20 protein-coding genes and 2 pseudogenes are annotated in these 17,673 nt (G+C 56.4%); 3 read left to right on the top strand and 19 right to left on the bottom strand.

Annotated elements, in window-relative coordinates:
- From AB7E14_RS07410 to AB7E14_RS07345, 14 genes and pseudogenes are all read right to left on the bottom strand, one after another.
- A pseudogene (locus AB7E14_RS07410) lies at positions 1-851 on the bottom strand (MMPL family transporter); the annotation flags it as partial.
- Positions 820-1,425 (bottom strand): LolA family protein, encoded by a 606-nt coding sequence (locus AB7E14_RS07405; RefSeq protein ID WP_044263906.1) that lies wholly within the window; start codon positions 1,423-1,425, stop codon positions 820-822. The pseudogene AB7E14_RS07410 and the gene AB7E14_RS07405, both read right to left, overlap by 32 nt.
- Positions 1,422-1,844 carry an acyl-CoA thioesterase gene (locus AB7E14_RS07400; protein ID WP_042998503.1) on the bottom strand — a complete coding sequence of 141 codons (423 nt, stop codon included), beginning with the start codon at positions 1,842-1,844 and terminating at the stop codon, positions 1,422-1,424. Before AB7E14_RS07400 ends, AB7E14_RS07405 begins: the two co-directional genes overlap by 4 nt.
- Before the next feature lie 3 nt (positions 1,845-1,847).
- Entirely contained in the window at positions 1,848-3,539 is a 1,692-nt protein-coding gene (locus AB7E14_RS07395) for a glycosyltransferase family 2 protein (protein WP_058587449.1), read from the bottom strand.
- Positions 3,530-3,883 (bottom strand): beta-hydroxyacyl-ACP dehydratase, encoded by a 354-nt coding sequence (locus AB7E14_RS07390; protein ID WP_042998501.1) that lies wholly within the window; start codon positions 3,881-3,883, stop codon positions 3,530-3,532. Before AB7E14_RS07390 ends, AB7E14_RS07395 begins: the two co-directional genes overlap by 10 nt.
- On the bottom strand, positions 3,870-5,231 hold the full coding sequence (locus tag AB7E14_RS07385) for an AMP-binding protein (RefSeq protein ID WP_058587450.1): 1,362 nt from the start codon (positions 5,229-5,231) through the stop codon (positions 3,870-3,872). The genes AB7E14_RS07390 and AB7E14_RS07385 overlap by 14 nt, the downstream gene beginning before the upstream one ends.
- Positions 5,228-5,800, bottom strand: a complete 573-nt coding sequence (locus AB7E14_RS07380) for a hypothetical protein (protein WP_316962360.1) — start codon at positions 5,798-5,800, stop codon at positions 5,228-5,230. Before AB7E14_RS07380 ends, AB7E14_RS07385 begins: the two co-directional genes overlap by 4 nt.
- 6 nt (positions 5,801-5,806) lie before the next feature.
- Positions 5,807-6,058, bottom strand: a complete 252-nt coding sequence (locus tag AB7E14_RS07375) for an acyl carrier protein (protein ID WP_042998498.1) — start codon at positions 6,056-6,058, stop codon at positions 5,807-5,809.
- Positions 6,059-6,070: 12 nt separating this feature from the next.
- Positions 6,071-6,328, bottom strand: a complete 258-nt coding sequence (locus AB7E14_RS07370) for a phosphopantetheine-binding protein (protein WP_042998497.1) — start codon at positions 6,326-6,328, stop codon at positions 6,071-6,073.
- Positions 6,309-7,142, bottom strand: coding sequence for a lysophospholipid acyltransferase family protein (locus tag AB7E14_RS07365; RefSeq protein WP_369700151.1), 834 nt, complete (start codon positions 7,140-7,142; stop codon positions 6,309-6,311). Before AB7E14_RS07365 ends, AB7E14_RS07370 begins: the two co-directional genes overlap by 20 nt.
- Positions 7,121-7,843, bottom strand: coding sequence for a beta-ketoacyl synthase chain length factor (locus tag AB7E14_RS07360; RefSeq protein WP_044327246.1), 723 nt, complete (start codon positions 7,841-7,843; stop codon positions 7,121-7,123). Before AB7E14_RS07360 ends, AB7E14_RS07365 begins: the two co-directional genes overlap by 22 nt.
- A gap of 54 nt (positions 7,844-7,897) precedes the next feature.
- Positions 7,898-8,959 (bottom strand): methyltransferase, encoded by a 1,062-nt coding sequence (locus tag AB7E14_RS07355; RefSeq protein ID WP_044263895.1) that lies wholly within the window; start codon positions 8,957-8,959, stop codon positions 7,898-7,900.
- 68 nt (positions 8,960-9,027) lie between these two features.
- A complete protein-coding gene (locus AB7E14_RS07350; RefSeq protein WP_125340073.1) occupies positions 9,028-9,405 on the bottom strand; it encodes a hypothetical protein in 378 nt (125 codons plus the stop codon).
- 368 nt (positions 9,406-9,773) lie between these two features.
- Positions 9,774-10,823 carry an AI-2E family transporter gene (locus tag AB7E14_RS07345; protein ID WP_058587452.1) on the bottom strand — a complete coding sequence of 350 codons (1,050 nt, stop codon included), beginning with the start codon at positions 10,821-10,823 and terminating at the stop codon, positions 9,774-9,776.
- Between the two features lie 97 nt (positions 10,824-10,920).
- Here AB7E14_RS07345 and AB7E14_RS07340 point away from each other — a divergent pair, with 97 nt between their 5' ends.
- A complete protein-coding gene (locus AB7E14_RS07340) occupies positions 10,921-12,171 on the top strand; it encodes an MFS transporter (RefSeq protein WP_316962359.1) in 1,251 nt (416 codons plus the stop codon).
- A 3-nt stretch (positions 12,172-12,174) separates the two neighbouring features.
- Here AB7E14_RS07340 and AB7E14_RS07335 read toward each other — a convergent pair whose 3' ends face one another.
- Positions 12,175-12,732: a DcrB family lipoprotein gene (locus AB7E14_RS07335; protein ID WP_044327800.1), complete on the bottom strand. Its 558-nt coding sequence runs from the start codon at positions 12,730-12,732 to the stop codon at positions 12,175-12,177.
- Positions 12,733-12,809: 77 nt separating this feature from the next.
- Positions 12,810-13,475 carry a 7-cyano-7-deazaguanine/7-aminomethyl-7-deazaguanine transporter gene (locus AB7E14_RS07330; protein WP_042998489.1) on the bottom strand — a complete coding sequence of 222 codons (666 nt, stop codon included), beginning with the start codon at positions 13,473-13,475 and terminating at the stop codon, positions 12,810-12,812.
- Positions 13,476-13,780: 305 nt separating this feature from the next.
- Between AB7E14_RS07330 and tusA the strand changes: the two genes are divergently transcribed.
- Positions 13,781-14,026, top strand: a complete 246-nt coding sequence (gene tusA / locus AB7E14_RS07325) for a sulfurtransferase TusA (protein ID WP_428169436.1) — start codon at positions 13,781-13,783, stop codon at positions 14,024-14,026.
- A 45-nt stretch (positions 14,027-14,071) separates the two neighbouring features.
- Here tusA and zntA read toward each other — a convergent pair whose 3' ends face one another.
- On the bottom strand, positions 14,072-16,270 hold the full coding sequence (gene zntA / locus AB7E14_RS07320) for a Zn(II)/Cd(II)/Pb(II) translocating P-type ATPase ZntA (protein ID WP_316962358.1): 2,199 nt from the start codon (positions 16,268-16,270) through the stop codon (positions 14,072-14,074).
- Between the two features lie 76 nt (positions 16,271-16,346).
- A complete protein-coding gene (locus tag AB7E14_RS07315; RefSeq protein WP_046491615.1) occupies positions 16,347-16,973 on the bottom strand; it encodes a lysoplasmalogenase in 627 nt (208 codons plus the stop codon).
- A 141-nt stretch (positions 16,974-17,114) separates the two neighbouring features.
- Here AB7E14_RS07315 and AB7E14_RS07310 point away from each other — a divergent pair, with 141 nt between their 5' ends.
- Positions 17,115-17,474 carry a DUF2500 domain-containing protein gene (locus AB7E14_RS07310; RefSeq protein ID WP_044327803.1) on the top strand — a complete coding sequence of 120 codons (360 nt, stop codon included), beginning with the start codon at positions 17,115-17,117 and terminating at the stop codon, positions 17,472-17,474.
- A 65-nt stretch (positions 17,475-17,539) separates the two neighbouring features.
- Here the strand turns inward: AB7E14_RS07310 and AB7E14_RS07305 are convergent.
- Positions 17,540-17,673: pseudogene (locus tag AB7E14_RS07305) on the bottom strand (DUF1145 family protein); the annotation flags it as partial.

Here is a 17,673-nt window from a genome sequence, read left to right as displayed (position 1 = left end):
AGCAGCGGGCGCAGCGAGCGGAACACCGCGACAATCAGCAGCAGCACGCCCAGCACTGTCGCCACGCCAAGCGTGGAGACATCCTGTTTTGCCTGTTGGCTGGCGTAATCGCTGTAGAATACCGTGCCACGCGACAGTAGCTGCGCCTGGGGATAGCGCGCTTTCAGCGCCTCTGCAAGCGCGCTGAGCGTGGTCACCAGATGATGCGTCTGTTGCATATCGAACGACGAACCGGCCAGTTCGCCATGCAGCAGATACCAGTAATTTCCCTCGCGGTCCTGCGCCACCAGCCAGCCGTCCATCAGCCGCAGACGCTGACCGTTTTCAGCCATCGCCAGCTGTGAGCCGCGCATCAGCATTAGCGGGTCGTTTTGCAGCTCTTTACCGCTGACGCCGGAAAACGCGGAATAGAGCTGAGACAGGATCCATTGCGCCTGCGCGTCGCCGCCGTTTTGTAGACGGGCGCGAGTTTGCGGGTCGATCAAACCGTTGCGGTGCTGCCAAAAGAACGCGCCCCACGCCTGTTGGCTGTTGGCATCCATTGGGCCTTTTACCTCAGCCAGCGCCTGTGATTGTTGCAGCATCGCCAGCCAGTTACGGGCGATTGTCGGGTCCGCCTTTTTACCGGGACTGACCAGCCAGACCAGCTGGCGGTCAAGACGCTGCATAAAGCCGTCATTCAGGGCAGGCGGAATCGCCCCCAGCGCCTGTTTTGGCAGCATCGCCAGCACGCTGCTGTTGAGCCGCGCCTGAGGCAGCAATATCAGCAACACGCCCAGCATCATGATGCAGGCGATTCCCCATAACAGCGCGGGGCGTTTACTGGGCGGCAAAGCGTTGGCGTTCGTCATCAGTCAGTTGCGCAGGCGTCAGTTGGTGTTGGGAAAGCACGATATCCGTGCGGTCGCCCTGTTTGTCGTTTAGCTCAATACGTTCCAGATAGGTTTTTCCGGCCAGGTCGATGGTGGCAAAGATCTTATCCAGTGGCGTGGTGACAGGTGTCAGGCGTAGCGTCCAGCGGCCCTCTCCGCGATCTGCAAACTCCACGCGGAAGTTTTGCTCCAGCACTTTGCGGTCGGCCTGAAACAGCCCGCGCAGTAGGTGGTTAAACTGGAACATCTGCGGGTTGTTATCGGCGGTGATAGTCTGCGGCGGCTGACCGTTGATGGCCTGCACCATTCGCGTATCGTCCAGCAGCAATTGCATCGGGAACGGACGGGTTTGATCCCACAAAAGCCCCTGGTCGCGGGCGATCAACATCGTTCCTGCGGATCGCAGCGGCTGCGGCAGATCTTTTATCGTCCGGGTTTGATCGAAATGCGCGCGGATCACCGGCTGTTCGGTAAAGCGCTGTTGCAGTTCATCCAGTGTCAGGGCGCTGACGAACGGGCTGACGAGCAGTGCCAGCAGCGGCAGAAACCTCATGGCGTCACCCCCATTCGTTCAAACAGAATGTCCGGGCAGACGAAGCACATTTCGCGGCTTTTCTCTTCCACCGCGACCTGAATGGTGTAGCCCGTCGTTGCGCGTTTCCCGCTTTCGGCATCGAAAATTTCATAGCCAATGCGCAGGCGGTTTTCGAACTCTTCCAGACGCGCCCGCACGCGAATGCGCTGCTCAAAGGTCAGCGGATGGCGGTATTTCACGCGGGTATCCACCACGGGCCACAGGTAGCCGGAGGCTTTCATCTGGCGGTAGCCGTAGTCGAACTGGTTAAGCAGCGCTTCGCGGGCAATTTCGAAGTAGCGGAAGTAGTTGCCGTGCCACGCCACGCCCATCATGTCGACGTCATGAAACGGAATGGTCAGCTCGACTTCAGCCGTAAAGCGGGGATCGTTCAGCACCCTTTACTCCTTGTTTTTGGGTTCCGGCAATTGCCAGAAATCGAAAAAGTTAAACCAGTCGAGCGGCGACTGTAACGCGTAATGTTCAAGACGTTCGGCATAGCGGTCGATGGTCTGCTGTAGCGCCTGCTGGCGTTCGGCGCGCGGCAAGAGCAGCGGATTGGCGAACGGCTCGCAGTGAATGCACAGCTTCTCCTGCTGACGCAGGGCAAAGAGGAGATCCACCGGGCAGCGCAAAATCGAGGCGAGGATAAATGGCCCCTGCGGGAACGGGGCGGCTTGCCCCATGAAACGACTCCAGCAGACGCGCCAATCGCCGCCACGTTGGGGATTTACCGCAATGCGATCGCCGACAATAGCAATCCATTCCCCGCGCTCCAGCTTCTCTTTGAGCGCAATGGCGGTGTCCGGGCCGATGTCGGTCACTGGCATCAGGTTGAGTCCGGCCTGCGGGGCCATCTCTTCCATAATCTGCTTAAAACGGCGGGCATTATCGCTGAACACCAGCGCGTTGATGGTTTTGCTGCCCTGTAACTGCGCCAGCGCGCGACAGGCTTCAACATCGCCCAGGTGCGAGGCCAGCAGCAGCTTGCCGCGAGGATCGCTCACATTCAGCGCCGCTTCAGCCCCTGGCGCAAACACTACGTCGCGACCAAAATGCAGTTCACCGCGCCAACTGGCGATTTTATCGAGCATCGCGTTACCAAAACGCAAGAAGTGTTGGTAGCTGGTGAGGTTAGCCGGCACCGGCCTCTGCCGCGCGGCCAATTGCTCACGCACGCGGGCGATCCAGTTCTGTGAGGCCCGGCGAGCGGTGGACGCCGTCAGCCAGTAAACACCGACCACCGGATACAGCAGCAAGGTGAACGCTTTGCGTCCCAGCAGCCGCCAGACCAGCAGCATCAGGCGCATTCCCCACAGCCCTTTCACCTCCTGCTGGCGCGCCCAGTGCGGCGACGTTCGACGCAGCAGCAGTGACGGGATGCGCGGCAACATGCCGAAGAACAGGCGCGTATGCATCAGCGAAATGCGACAGTTATCTTTGAAAGCATCGAAGTGCGACAGCCCGTCCGGCGGATAGGTCACGCGAGTCGGGACAAAATAGCTGGGAGTACCCTGCCACCAGAGACGCACCATTACTTCGGTGTCAAAATCCATTCGCTTGCCGAGCGTTACCCGCTGCGCCAGTTGGCGCGTGGGGGCGACAGGGTAGACACGAAAGCCGCACATACTGTCTTTCAGTTGCAGGGAAAGGGTTTCAATCCATACCCAGACATGGGTTATCCAGCGCCCGTACAGACGCGAACGGGGAATGGAATCATCATAAATCGGCTGTCCGGAGATCAGCGCGGCGGGATGGGCCTGCGCCAGTTCCAGCAGTTTTGGAATGTCTTCAATGGCATGTTGACCGTCGGCATCGACCTGGACGGCATGGGTAAATCCGGCCTCTGCCGCCGCCTCTAATCCGCGGATCACCGCCGCGCCTTTTCCGGCATTTTCCGCCAGACGGATTAAGGTCAGACCGGAGGTGTCCTCGGCGAGTCTGTCCAGTTCCTGCTGCGTGGCGGCATCGCTGCCGTCGTCCACCACAATACACGGCAGATTAAACGGCTGCAGGCGTGTCAGGACACGCGGCATCATGGCGCCGTGGTTATAGCAGGGGATCAGCACGCAGGGGGAAAAGGTCAACGGCATAACCGGATCTTCCCGCTGCTGGCGGTATGGCGCGCGTCGCCATCGTGGCGTTGATAGCTGAACGTCAGGATCTGACGCGCTTCCTGCCAGCTCAGCGTTAGCGTGACGGTGTTTTCCGGCAGCAGCGGTGCCTGGAACTTCACGTTCTGAATGCTGTGAAAACGCCAGCCGGGAGCGAGCAGAGTGGTGGCATAGTGCATCACCCAGTCCATCTGCGCGACGCCCGGCAGCAGCGGCTGCACGGCAAAATGGCCGCTAAACCAAAAAAGAGAAGGATCGAGATGCAAAACGATCTCAACCTGTTGGGGCTGTGCCTGATGGCGCTCAATTTCATGGGGTATCATGAAACAACTCCTGTAATTGCGCATAGACACGCTTATTCATACTGTTGACCGGAATTTCGTCGATAACCCGCCAGTAACGCGGTACGGCGACCGGCTCGAGCCACGGTAGCAGCGCTCGCCGCCACGTCAGCTCCTGGGTTTTTCCACCGCTGTTCTGCCAGCGCTGGCGCGCCTCGTCATCCAGTACCAGCAGTACGCCCACGCCCTGGCGACCACCACGGGTGATCGGCAGGGCGGCGACCTCGCGGATGCCCTTTAGCTCCAGCAGGCGTTGTTCGACTTCGCTGAGCGAAATGCGCTTCTCTTCAATTTTGACCACCCGGCCACGGCGTCCCATCAGGCGGAACTGACCGTTTGGTTCAAACTGCAGGATATCGTCGAGCAGCAGACCGTTAACGTCGGCAATCAGCGGAGAAAAGACACGAAATGCAGCATCTTCTGCGGTAAATGACACGCCTGGGAAGGGCAGCCAGGTGACATTCTCCTGCTGACGATAGCGCCAGGCCAGAATACCGGTTTCGGTGCTGCCGTAGATTTCATCCGGCCAGACGTTCAGCCAGGCGGCGGTTTGCGTGACGTCCTGCCACGGTAACATGCCGCCAGCCGACAAAATCATTGCCACCGGCGGTGCGGGAAGCTGGTGGTCGAGACGTTTTAAAAACGCCGGGCTGCTGATAAACACATAGCGATGTTCGTGACCCAACGCAGCCAGTTGCTCCGCGTAGTAGAGCATGGCCGCATGCAGCGGCAGACCGAGCGCCATTGGCAGGAAAATACGAAACGTCAGACCGTACAGATGCTGCGGCACGACGGAGGCTACCACTCTGCACCCCGCCAGGCGGTCGGCAAAGCGCGCCGCCAGCAGTTCGGCTTCATGGTCCAGACGGGCAATGGGTTTGACGATGCGCTTCGGTTGCCCCGTCGAGCCGGAGGTAAACAGCTCGACATATGCATCGTGGCGCAGGGGCGGGAAGAGGCACGCTTCATCGCTGAGCGTCATTGCTGAGCTAACCACCCACAGCGGCCCCTGCCAGCCGAGCGTTTTATCGCTCAGTACGCCGTCAAACAACGCCCGCTGTTCGTCGAGCAAAGAGACGCGGTTATGCCCCGGGATCACGGGCGTTTTCCCCGCATGCAGTGTCGCCAGCAGCGCGACAATAAACAGATAGCTGTTTTCAAAACAGAGCGCCCAGCGATCGCCTTTTTGCTGTTGCAGGCGTGTCATTAACTGCGCGACATCGTGGCGCAAGTGACCGAGCGTCCAGTGGCGTTCATCCTGCCAGGCGACAGGCGTGTTCGCTGGACGGGGGGAGGTGAGCCATTCGGCAAGCGTCAGGGTCTGTTTCATTGCGATTCTCGATTCATCATCCAATGGCGTACCAGCCATTCGCTGCCCATCAGTAACCCCATCAGCAGGTAGGCAATCAAGCCATTCCATGCGGTCCACATTGCCATATCGCCGTGGAGGGCGGTAAACAACGCCACGCCGCCGTTGAAGATAAAAAAGGCGCACCAGATCTGCGTCACCCGGCGGGTGTAACGCACCGCCACAGCCAGGAGTTGGGGATCGCGCAGTCGCGCCAGTCGTTCAACGATGGGCATCGATGACCAGAGCGAACCGCCAAAAACGGCAAGCATGACGGCATTCACCACAACCGGATAAAACAGCAGAAGCTGATGGGTTTTAAGCAGGTAACTGGCGACGCACAGGGTGATACCCACTGCGGCCACCACCTGGGTGACGACGCGCAACGGACCCGCCTGTCGCCGGGTCTGGCGAAAGCGTAAGAACAGCAATAGTGCCATCAGCGGCAGTAACCACTGCAGGCTGTGGTGCGCCAGGCCAAACCAAATCAGGAAAGGCCAGGCAAGCAGCAGCACGCCTGTCAGCACAGGCAACGCGCGAACGCCCGACACGGCGAATCAGGCTTCTTTAAGCAGGCGTTCTACCGCGTCAACGACATCCTGCACGGTGCGTACGGCTTTGAACTCTTCCGGTTTGATCTTCTTACCGGTTTTCTTTTGCAGATGGACGATCATGTCGACGGCGTCAATGCTGTCCAGCTCAAGATCGTCGTACAGACGCGCTTCAGGTTTGATCTCCTGCGGGTCTATCTCAAACAGCTTAACCAGCAGCGCAGAGACTTCGTTATAAATGGCGTGTTGATCGGTCATAACGGACTCTCCTCAGGCACGTTGCGCATTAATGAACGATGCCAGCGTGGCGACGGAGAAGAAGTGCTGACGCATCTCTTCACTTTCCGCAGACAGCACCACGCCGTACTGATTTTTTACCGCCAGTCCCAGTTCCAGGGCATCAATCGAGTCCAGCCCCAGGCCGTCGCCAAACAGCGCCGCCTCGGTGTCAATGTCGTCTGTTGACAGTTCGTCCAGATTCAATGTTGTTATGATGAGATTTTTAATTTCAAGATAAAGCGCTTGCATCATTAATTCCTGAGAGAGGTAACGTACCTGGTTGTAATTGAAGCAAAAGATGCCGGTTTAGCTGTCTTGCCGCCAGCGCCGGTTCTTGTAAATTTGCGTCGTAAAAGTGGTCGATCTTTACCCGCTCGCGTACCTCGACGGTAAACAGCGGTTTTACGGGCGGCACCTGATACCATTTGCTTTCTTTATCCAGCATGCGCTGGCTGCAATGGATGGTCACCACGCGAATATCGCTGCCGCAGCGCACGGCGATATTCGCCGCGCCGCGTTGCAGCGTCATGGTCTCGCCGGGGCGAGTGCGGGTGCCTTCGGGGAAAATTAAAATCGTATCGCCCTGCGCCAGGCGTTGCTGACTGGCCGGTAACAGGGCGTCGGCCTGACTGTTCACCAGATAATCCGCAGCACGCACTACGCCGCTGAGGAACGGGTTCTTCAGCAGCGCGCTCTTCACCAGACAGTCTGTTTCGGGCATTACCGACGCCAGCAGGACATAATCGATCAGGGTGGGGTGATTGGCGACCACCAGACATCCCCGTTCCTGACGCAAAATATCCACCCCGTTCATCTGATAATCCAGCACGCCCAGCACTCGGGTTACCGTTAAAAAGAGACGGAAGCTGGCGGCAATGCTGCGTCGGGCAATGCGGCGACGCCGGGCATTGTCCCATACGAACACTAATAAAACGTTAAACCAGACGACCGAAAGCAGCAGCCCGCCGAGTCCGAAGAGGGCGAAGCAGAAGCCGGTCATGGCGATTCGCCAGAGGCGGTTCAGCGTGGAGATAACCCCTTTCATGACCGACTCCAGTGCCAGTTCACTCGCTCACCCGGAAGGGAGAACGAGCGGGCATTCTGCAAATAGTGCTGTAAAAACAACAGGCTTTGCGGGAGTGGCGTTTCAGCGCCAGCCTGAGCCGGTTCGCTCTGACACACCCAGTCGTTACCTGCTTCGCAGACCAGCGCGGTGGCGTACGGCCAGGTTGGCATATTTTCCGGAAGGCGCGGGTGGTAAAACTCGGGAAGAAAACCGTCGAAATCGACCATCAGCACGCGCTGATAACCCGCCTGTAGCAGGCAGATGACTTCACATAGCCCCTGCTGGAAGGTATCGCGCCCGGCGGAAAGTGATGACGAGACGATAGGGTGTTTAGCCGCGATAGTCAGGTTGCCCACCGCTGAATTGTGTACCGACAAGGCAAAATCGGTCGGCGAGAGCGCCTGTTCTGTCGCCAGCGCGTGCAGAATCCGGTAGTTACGTTCGAGCTCTCCGTGGCGACTGGTGTATAGCACCGCATCAATATCGTGGCGACGCAACATCGCCAGTCCGCACTCGACGGCCAGTTTACTGCCGGAGCTTAGACGACGGGAGGTCATCATCGGCAGTTCACGCAGTTTGCCTTGTGCCGCCGACGGATCGATGGCGTGCGGATGCCGTGACCATTGCAGCCACTGTATCAATTCGCTCAGACCTGGCGCCATCGCCCGCCAGTCGGTAATGTTTAGTGAGAATTTCATCAACGCGCGTCCGCGGTAAACCGGTGATTCCAGTAGCGTTCAGGTGCTACTTTGTTATTTTTTCTTTTGACATATCAATAAGGTATGTCCAACGCCTAAGTTGTCGTGGCGTTCGTCCACCTGGAACCCTGCCTTGTCCAGATAGCCATAAAATTTCTCTGCGCTGTAGAAACGGCTGTTGCCGTTCGCCATGCAGGTAAAATAAAGCGAAGACGCATTCAAACTGAATGAGGCGGCTTCAAAACGCTGCGCATCCCAGAACAGCTCCATAATGCACAGTCTTGCGCCGGGTTTCATCACACGGGCAACCTTGCTGAGCATGGCGACAATTTGCTCCGGTGAAAAACAGTCAAGAAATTGACTCATCCACCAGATATCGGCCTCAGTGGGTAAAGGCGCATCGCCAAGCATATCCACCGCATGAAAACCGATGCGATCGGATAATCCTGCATTTTCGATATTTTCGCGGGCAAGTGCAATTTGTTGTGGCAAATCTAATAACGTTATCGCGATATTTTCGTCGAATTGACTACAGCGTATTGCCCATTTTCCCGTATTTCCGCCTACATCGTACAGGGTTGCAGGACAACTGGCGAATACATGCGGTAATGCGGCGTCAAACGCCCCGTCAGAATAGTAATGATCGAAGGCGAACCAACTTTCACGCGCGGACGGCGGTAATTGCGACAATGCCGGATAAATAGTTGGCCAGTCGCCAAACACTTTTAACCCGGACGGTTTTCCTTCTTTCAGAGCATTCTCTAAAAAGAACAATCCCTGATAACAGACGTCGTGGGTGAAATCCATATTCACGCGAGTCATCGTGTCATGCAAAAGGAAATGTCCGATTTTCGCCAGATAATAGCGTCCCGCTTTATGGGTAATGATGCGTCCGCTTAATCCCATATCCAGCAAGACACCGACTGCATATTCGTTAACGTGACTGTTTTCGGTGATCTCTTCCAGTGTTGCACCCTGTTTTCCCTGGCGGTCAAGATACGCCAGCACATCAGCATTTCGCAGGCAAAGTGCGGTTTGAAACAGCATGGGGGCGAAGGCGATACGCTGCGCTTCCGTGATCGCATCCAGTGCGCTGAGGGAGTCCTGTTCGTACATAGCGAGTACAACCTGTTAAAAGACAAAAAGAGGTTATCGGGCCGCAAACGACCCGACTTTAGGAGATATTACAGACCCGCACCCGCAGACAGGTTCAACTGAATATCTTTATCCAGGTTACGGACCCAACGGTTGTAGTTTTTATGAATTTTACCGCCAGAAGCCTGCAGGTTGAAGCTGCTGTCGTATTTGATATCGTAGCTGGAGGCGGTGTAGGTAATACGCACTTCTGCAACGTGGTCGCGAGACTGCTGACGCGCTTTGATCACGCCCGGACCCGCTTCCGTCATGATCCATTTACGCTGAACGCCTGCTTTCAGGATCGCGTTTTTCACCTGATCCTGAGTATGGCCTGCGGTCACCGAAGAGTGCACCTGATCGATGGGGGCAGTACGCGCACAACCTGCCAGCGCACCGACAACGGCAATCGCCGCAAACCACTTAATGTATTGTTTCATGAAAACTCCCTATCAAAATTACTATTTATATTAACGTTGAATGCATTTCTGAATTGCGTTTTAGTTACAATGATACCGACTATTTTTAATGTTAACTTTGACGGGACACCGTGAAATTCTGAAATTAATTCATGCAGGCTGAAGACGTTTATCTTCCGGATTATCATGGTATTAGATAATTTTCACTTAAATTAAATTGTCGATACCATTTAATTTGAATTAAATGCACTGCGGAAAAACCTGGAACTCATTTCGCGAAGGAAACCGCGCTTATTGAAACATCCAGGTAACAAAAGCGCGCCTTATAATACTTTCACCGGTAAGGGAATAAAACTACCCTGGTTGGTAGGGCAGGTTTATCCCGGTAATCGATTTTTCGGTCGCCCAGGGCCCAGTAATATTGCCAGTTTGCTGCCGCCCGTTGTGGTCTCCATCCAGATTTTACAGACGCTGGTCAGGGGAACGGAGAGCAACATCCCCACCGGGCCGAGCAACCAGCCCCAGACCAGTAAAGAAAGGAACACTACCAGCGTCGACATGCCCAGGCGATGCCCCATCATGCGCGGTTCAACCATGTTGCCCAATACCATATGGACTATCAGGAACAGCGCACCCACCAGCACACACTCATAAACGCCGTTGAAAAGCAGCGCCTGAACCATCGGCGGAACGGCGGAAATCACCGAGCCAATATTGGGTACATAGTTCAGCAGGAACGCCAGCACTCCCCACATCAGGGCAAACTGAATGTTCATCAGTTCCAGTCCCAACCAGACAATGACCCCGGTCCACAGACTGAGCAGCGTTTTTAATGCCAGATAGTGAGAGACCCCCTTCAGCGCCCTGTGCAGTCCGGCGATGTGGATTTGCGGATTGTGCAGTGCAAAACGCATTTTGTAGGGCACATGGCGGACCTCAAACAACATAAAGACAACCGTCATCACCAACAACACAACGCTGGCCATCGCCCCCGAGAGGCCGGTCATCAGCGTGGTGGTGAAGGTGACAATTTTCTCCGAATCCATGCGTTGCAACATGCGCTCTGGCGACATATGCAGATTCAGAAATGGCATCATATCTTGCAGATACAAAAGCTTACGTGTCAGCTCCTTGTTGTATTTCGGCAGCATGGCAATAAATTCATTCACCGAGGCCGCCAGCACACCAATCAGCGCGGTGAGCACGAACAGCATCACGACCACCACAATGGTGATCGCCACCGGGCGTTTCACTCCCCGCCGGATAAACCAGGTGACCAGTGGATTGAGGACAATGGCGAAAAAGAGCGCCAGTAATAGTTGCACAATGATATCTGCGGCGGCGTGGATCCCGGCGAGAATGACGACCAGCGAGGCCAGTTTGAGCAGAATATGTAGACCGGCTTTGTCGGGTTGAGGGGTTGTCATGTTTACATCCTTTTTTGATTTTCATTAAGTGTAGCGGCTCGCTGGCTGCCGATATTCCTAATCTGGCTGCTGATTTTCCCGGCGTGGCGTGGTAGAAATGAAACATTGTTGTAAAAACGTGGTGCTCCCCATGCCCGAACCCGTCGCTGAACCGGCGCTTACTGGATTGCGCCTCAATCTGCGCATTGTTTCTGTTGTGATGTTCAACTGTGCCAGCTACCTGACCATCGGCCTGCCGCTCGCGGTTTTGCCTGGCTATGTGCATGATGTTATGGGGTTTAGCGCCTTCTGGGCGGGGCTGGTCATCAGCCTGCAATACTTCGCGACTTTGCTCAGTCGTCCTCATGCCGGACGCTATGCGGATCTGCTCGGACCAAAAAAGATTGTGGTTTTTGGCCTGTGCGGCTGTTTTCTCAGCGGGGCGGGCTATTTTCTGGCAGGAAGCGCCAGTAGCTGGCCGGTTGTCAGTTTGCTGCTGCTGTGTCTGGGCCGCGTGATTCTGGGGATTGGACAGAGTTTCGCCGGGACCGGCTCGACGCTATGGGGTGTTGGCGTGGTGGGCTCGTTGCACATCGGGCGGGTGATCTCCTGGAACGGTATTGTGACTTACGGGGCGATGGCGGTCGGCGCGCCGCTCGGCGTGCTGTTTTACCGTTGGGGCGGACTACAGGGTTTAGCGCTGATTATTATGGGAATCGCGCTGCTGGCCATTTTGTTAGCGATTCCGCGCCCTGCGGTGAAAGCGAGCAAAGGGAAGCCTTTGCCGTTTCGCGCGGTGCTTGGACGCGTCTGGCTATACGGAATGGCCCTGGCGCTGGCCTCGGCGGGTTTCGGGGTGATAGCCACCTTTATCACGCTGTTCTATGACGCCAAAGGCTGGGATGGCGCGGCATTCGCGCTCACCCTGTTTAGCTGTGCGTTTGTCGGAACGCGTTTGCTGTTTCCCAACGGCATCAATCGTCTGGGCGGTCTGAATGTGGCGATGATCTGCTTTAGCGTCGAGATAGTCGGACTGCTGCTGGTGGGAGTGGCGATGATGCCGTGGATGGCAAAAATCGGTGTGCTGCTGACAGGAATGGGTTTTTCGCTGGTCTTCCCGGCGCTTGGCGTGGTGGCGGTCAAAGCGGTGCCGCAGCAGAATCAGGGCTCGGCGCTGGCGACGTATACGGTGTTTATGGATCTGTCGCTGGGGGTGACGGGACCGTTGGCTGGGCTGGTGATGACCTGGGCTGGCGTGCCGGTCATTTACCTGGCGGCGGCAGGGCTGGTGGCGGTTGCGTTGCTGCTAACCTGGCGGTTAAAAAAACGGCCTCTGCAGGAATCGCCAGAGGCCGTCTCGTCGTCCTGATGGTTACTGAATAACCAGCGTATTGATGATGTTTTCAGCGGCCGTCTGCGCTTTCTGCTGGTCGTCCGCTGGCAGCGTAATTTGCAGAGTCAGCAGTTGGTTATCGACTTTTCCCAGCACCACAGAAGAGTAAGCGGTCTGGCCTTTCGCCGAGATGATGCTGTCTAACTGTTGCAGCGTGTGACCTTTCAGCTCGATGGATTTGTTGGTCACCACCTGCAACTGCGGGTCACGGCTGCGCTGCTGATCTTCAAGGCGTTTTGCCAGCACGGACAGCTCTTCGTTGGTGTTATCACCGACGATGACAATCACCGCTTTCTGGCCGGTCGCGTCAGAGTAGACGTGCATATTGTTGGCCTGCGTACCCAGCTTGCCACTCTGGTCCGTCATATCTGCCGGCAGTGAGAAACTCAGTTTGCCATCCAGCAGAGAAACCGGCTGACCGGTTGCGTTGCTTTCTGCCGCCGTGCCTTCTGCCGGCGCTTTTGTATCACTATTATCACAGGCCGCCAGCCCCATAACCAGCAGGCCAATACCGACATATTTAACCAGATTACGCATTGACTTCTTCCTTTCGATAAACGGCCATAACGGCGCATCCGTTCATCTTATCACAACCCGGAAAAGGAACCTTTAGCTCAACTTGTCTGCATCGCCGGGATTTCAGATTTATCTGCCAGTTTTTTCAGCAACATATTCAGCAATACGCCATACATCGGCAGGAAGAACAGGATGCTGATCAGCACTTTGAAACAGTAATCGACGATAGCGATTTCCATCCAGTGCTCGGCCATGAAGGCATCCGGACTGCGCCAGAAGGCAATGAAGAAAAAGGCAAGGGTATCGCTGACGTTGCCAAACAGCGTCGAGGCGGTCGGAGCCATCCACCAGCGGCGGTTCTGTCGCAGGCGGTTAAAGACATGTACATCGAGAATTTGTCCCAGTGCATAGGCCATAAAGCTGGCGACTGCGATACGGGCGACAAACAGATTGAAGTGCATCAGTGCCCCGAATCCCTGCCAGGAGCCCATATAGAACAGCGACGAAATCACATAAGAGATCAGCAACGCTGGCATCATCACCGCAAAGATAATTCGACGGGCCAATGGCGCGCCAAAAATGCGCACGGTCAGATCGGTAGCGAGGAAAATAAACGGAAAGCTAAACGCGCCCCAGGTGGTATGGAAACCAAAAATGGAGACCGGGAGCTGGACCAGATAGTTACTGGAGGTGATCACCAGCAGATGGAATAGCGATAGCCAGAACAACGCTTTTACGCGCTGCGATTGTGTGAACGGAGCCATATTGTACCTTTTTAATTGATGATTGGGGTGAGGGAACCCAATTCGTGCCAGATGCTATTTTACTTGCCATTTTGCTCTCGGGCAGTGCTCGCGCTCCTCACGTACGACGTGTACGCTCCGGGCGCTGTGCGCTGACCTTAAACAAACTGATGGCGCCTATAACGCGTCTTCCTTTTTCAGGCCGCCGCATAATACTGCTTTGCAGTGGCATTGCAATGGCTATTTTTCACGCAATCGTTAACCTGATTGGCTTACTTCCGAACTGAGCGTAAACTACAGCCGTTTTTTTAGTGAACGAGACCACGATGAGCGATCTGTTTTCCTCTCCCGACCATACCCTTGATGCCCCGGGGCTCCGCTGCCCGGAACCGGTGATGATGGTGCGTAAAACCGTACGCAACATGCGGACCGGCGAAACGCTGCTGATTGTGGCGGACGATCCGGCGACCACCCGCGACATTCCCGGCTTCTGTACGTTTATGGAGCATGAGCTGGTGGCAAAAGAGACCGACTCTCTGCCGTACCGCTATCTGGTGCGTAAAGGCCAGTAATCTTGTTATGCCGGATAAGCGTTAGCGCCATCCGGCAAAAACACGTTACCCTTTACGTAACAACCGCAGCGCGTTAGCGGTAACCAGCACCGTTGCCCCGGTATCCGCCAGCACCGCCAGCCACAGACCGGTCATTCCGAGCAGCGTGGTGACAAGAAATATCCCCTTCAGTCCCAGCGCAATGGTGATGTTCTGACGGATATTGGCGTGGGTCGCACGCGCCAGTTGGATCATCTGCACCAGCCCGGTAAGGCGGTTATGCGTTAGTGCGGCGTCCGCCGTTTCCAGCGCCACATCGGTGCCGCTACCCATCGCGATCCCGATAGCGGCGGCCTTCATCGCTGGCGCATCGTTAATGCCATCCCCCACCATTGCCAGCGGCGACTGTTGATTGAGCGCGGTGACCGCCTTCACTTTATCTTCCGGTAGCAGCCCGGCGTTAAACGTCAGACCCAGCTCGCCAGCAATGGCGGCTGCCGCGCGCGGGTTATCGCCAGTCAGGATCACACCATTCACGCCCAGCGCGTTCAGTTCGCGGATGGCGGTGCGAGCATCGTTGCGTAGCGTATCCTGCAGGGCGATGACGCCGATCACGGTTTCATTGCGCAGGACCAGAACGACCGTCTGCCCGGCGCTTTCAAGCTGATTAATCTCTCCGGCAAAGGCGTCGGCAGGACGTTTCCCGGCAGCGCAAATCAGAACGCTTTCGCCATTCACCTGCGCTTCAATCCCTGACCCTACCAGCGCCCGTTGCCCCTCGGCGGATGGGATCGTCAGCCCTGCGGTTTGTGCTTCGCACACAATGGCCTGCGCCAGCGGATGCGTTGCGCCTTGCTCGACAGCCGCGGCCAGCGCCAGCAGTTCAGACTCACTGACGCCGGTAGCCGGATGAATCGCCGTGACGCGCGGTTTCCCGACGGTCAACGTCCCGGTTTTATCAAAGGCGACCTGGGTGATACGGCCCAACTGTTCCAGCGCCGCGCCGCCTTTAATCAATGCCCCGCGACGAGCTGCTGCCGCCAGTCCAGAAGTGATGGCTGCCGGTGTAGAGATGACCAGCGCACACGGACAGCCGATCAGCAGCAGCGTTAACCCTTTATAAATCCACTCCTGCCAGGAGCCCGCAAACAGCAGCGGCGGGACGAGCGTCACCAGCAGGGCGACGGCCATAATCGCCGGCGTATAAATTCGGCTGAAGCGGTCGATAAAACGCTCGATTGGCGCACGACGCTCCTCGGCCTCTTCGATTAACTTCAGAATGCGGTCAATCGCGCTGGCACCCGGTTCAGAGAGCACTTCCAGCGTGACGAGACGGTCCACGCTGGTCGCCCCCGCCGGGACTTTTTCACCGGTGGCGCGTTCCACCGGGATCGATTCTCCCGTCAACGCACTCTCATCAAAACTGGCAAAACCAGAGACCACTTTACCGTCGGCAGGGAGACGTCCCCCGGCAGCGACTTCAATGATGTCGCCCGGTTGCAGCGTGTTGATCGCCACCTCTTCGCGTACGCCGTTGCGCAGACGTGTCGCGGTTTCCGGTTTCAGCGCCATCAGCGCGCTGACCCCTTTGCGGGCGCGACTGGCGGCCCAGCCTTCGAGGCGTTCGCCAATCAGGAACAGCAGCAATACCATCGCCGCTTCTGCTGTGGCACCGATGAACAGCGCCCCGATAGCCGCGACGCTCATCAGCGTTTCAATGGCAAACCAACTGCCGGTTTTTATCAGCCGTAGCGCCTGGCGGGCAATCGGGAACAGGCCGACCAGCGTCGTGGCGATAAATGCCAGTTGGCCGAACGGATGGTTGAACTGCTCCAGTCCCCAACTGAGCGCCATCATGACGAGAAGCGTGAGCAGCGGCAGGTTCTCTTTAACGCGGGATTCCGGGGCTTCTTCCCTCGCCTGTTCATCGCGTAGGGTGTAACCCGCTTTTTGCACCGCATGCTCGATTTGCAGGCGAAGATCGCCGTTGCTGTCGACGACCAGTTTCTCGGTGGCAAACAGCACCTGGACCTGGTTGACACCGCTGACCTGGCGCACCGCGTTTTCTACTTTGCGGGCGCAGGCGGCGCAGTCCATCCCGGATACTTTCCAGCTATAGCGGGTGCCTTTAACCGTTTCAACAACAGGTTCAGGGGCTGAGCATGCGCCTTCGCAGCAGCAGTCATCGGGCTTCTGCGGCGTGGGAGCTGGCTTGAAAGATGAAAACTGTGGGGCTTTTTTGCCATTGTGAGCAGGTATCGACATGGCATCCTCCGGTTGATGATAATTTTCTCATTAACCGGAGGATACACTCTGGAGTCGACTCCAGAGTCAAGCGTTATTAGAGATAAAGCGAGCGGACGATCAGGAAGTGCCCGGCAAAGTAGCAGGCGGCGGCGATAGCGTTGTCCGCGCGAAAACGACAGCGGTAATGACTGCCCAGCCAGACGATGTTGCCAACGAACAGCAGCGACGCACCCAAAAACGCCGACAGCGCAGGTGCGGTGGGGCGGAAAAACCACAGCTCACCGGCTAACCAGACCATCACCAGCGTCATGGCGATAAAGGTACACACCGGCCAGCGCAGTTCTTCAAGGCGTGTCCAGATCACCGCAATCAGCAGCGCGCCCAGCACCATCAGCACCAGCGGTAGCGGCCAGAAGAAAGAGAGCGTCATCTGGCTGGCAAAATAGATGGTGTACAACAGGTGCGAGAGGAAAAAGGCACCAATCGCATAGAGCAGTCGCTGACGCGGCAATAATGTTAGCGCATCGCCAACCAGTGAGGCGCAAAGACCGGCCAGCACCAGATAGCTCACGGCGTTGAACATCGGCGCCTGCCAGGCCAGTAACAGCAGGAGTAATAAGGTGACGGGTTTAAAGACCCAGCGTTGCCAGGCGGGTCCACGGTAGGAGGCATCCACAAATAACCATGCGGAAAGGCAGACAGCGATAAACGACCAAAGCATCATAGTTCCTTGAATTCGTTATTTTTTCGTAAGCGGTATGCTCACAACCCTGATGTTCAGTGTAGAGGCCGCGACCACCTGATGACAACACCATAACGGGCAGGGTATGCTTATTTCCGCATTTTCTGATGGGTTATCAATATGAGTAAGCCGCCACTTTTCTTCATTATTATCATTGTCTTAATTATCGTTGCCGCCTCATTCCGCTTTATGCAGCAGCGGCGGGAAAAAGCCGATAACGATGCGGCACCGCTTCGTCAGGCGCAAATGGTGGTCAGCAATAAACGTGAAAAACCCATCAACGACCGACGTTCCCGACAGCAGCAGGTCACGCCAGCGGGAACCAGTATGCGCTATGAGGTGAGCTTTAAACCACAGAACGGCGGGCTGGAAAAGACCTTCCGCCTGGAGGCGCGTCAGTATCATGCGCTGACGGTGGGGGATAAAGGGACGCTAAGTTACAAAGGGTCGCGCTTCGTCGAGTTTGTTGCACAGCACTAAGACGGGAAACCGCTCACCTGGGTAAGCCGGATAAGCGAAGCGCTATCCGGCACCTTCATGCCGTATTACTTTTTAACGTTAAACTTCTTCTGCCAGACCAGCAGCTCAAACACGCCAAACAGGAAAATACGGACTTTCTCGCCGGTGGTCATTTGCGGTCCGTCTTTGGGCAGGGTGGACTTCAGTAGCGCCAGCTGCA

This window comes from Citrobacter sp., assembly GCF_050252275.1.
GTDB lineage: Bacteria > Pseudomonadota > Gammaproteobacteria > Enterobacterales > Enterobacteriaceae > Citrobacter_A > Citrobacter_A amalonaticus.
Note: the sequence above shows the minus strand (reverse complement) of the source record. Positions and strands in the feature narration are given on the sequence as shown.

Coding starts and splice junctions, on each gene's coding strand:
- AB7E14_RS07405 (WP_044263906.1), bottom strand. CDS start 1,425: ATGAGGTTTCTGCCGCTGCTGGCACTGCTCGTCAGCCCGTTCGTCAGC.
- AB7E14_RS07395 (WP_058587449.1), bottom strand. CDS start 3,539: ATGCCGTTGACCTTTTCCCCCTGCGTGCTGATCCCCTGCTATAACCAC.
- AB7E14_RS07390 (WP_042998501.1), bottom strand. CDS start 3,883: ATGATACCCCATGAAATTGAGCGCCATCAGGCACAGCCCCAACAGGTT.
- AB7E14_RS07385 (WP_058587450.1), bottom strand. CDS start 5,231: ATGAAACAGACCCTGACGCTTGCCGAATGGCTCACCTCCCCCCGTCCA.
- AB7E14_RS07375 (WP_042998498.1), bottom strand. CDS start 6,058: ATGACCGATCAACACGCCATTTATAACGAAGTCTCTGCGCTGCTGGTT.
- AB7E14_RS07370 (WP_042998497.1), bottom strand. CDS start 6,328: ATGCAAGCGCTTTATCTTGAAATTAAAAATCTCATCATAACAACATTG.
- AB7E14_RS07360 (WP_044327246.1), bottom strand. CDS start 7,843: ATGAAATTCTCACTAAACATTACCGACTGGCGGGCGATGGCGCCAGGT.
- AB7E14_RS07355 (WP_044263895.1), bottom strand. CDS start 8,959: ATGTACGAACAGGACTCCCTCAGCGCACTGGATGCGATCACGGAAGCG.
- AB7E14_RS07345 (WP_058587452.1), bottom strand. CDS start 10,823: ATGACAACCCCTCAACCCGACAAAGCCGGTCTACATATTCTGCTCAAA.
- AB7E14_RS07340 (WP_316962359.1), top strand. CDS start 10,921: ATGAAACATTGTTGTAAAAACGTGGTGCTCCCCATGCCCGAACCCGTC.
- AB7E14_RS07335 (WP_044327800.1), bottom strand. CDS start 12,732: ATGCGTAATCTGGTTAAATATGTCGGTATTGGCCTGCTGGTTATGGGG.
- AB7E14_RS07330 (WP_042998489.1), bottom strand. CDS start 13,475: ATGGCTCCGTTCACACAATCGCAGCGCGTAAAAGCGTTGTTCTGGCTA.
- tusA (WP_428169436.1), top strand. CDS start 13,781: ATGAGCGATCTGTTTTCCTCTCCCGACCATACCCTTGATGCCCCGGGG.
- zntA (WP_316962358.1), bottom strand. CDS start 16,270: ATGTCGATACCTGCTCACAATGGCAAAAAAGCCCCACAGTTTTCATCT.
- AB7E14_RS07315 (WP_046491615.1), bottom strand. CDS start 16,973: ATGCTTTGGTCGTTTATCGCTGTCTGCCTTTCCGCATGGTTATTTGTG.
- AB7E14_RS07310 (WP_044327803.1), top strand. CDS start 17,115: ATGAGTAAGCCGCCACTTTTCTTCATTATTATCATTGTCTTAATTATC.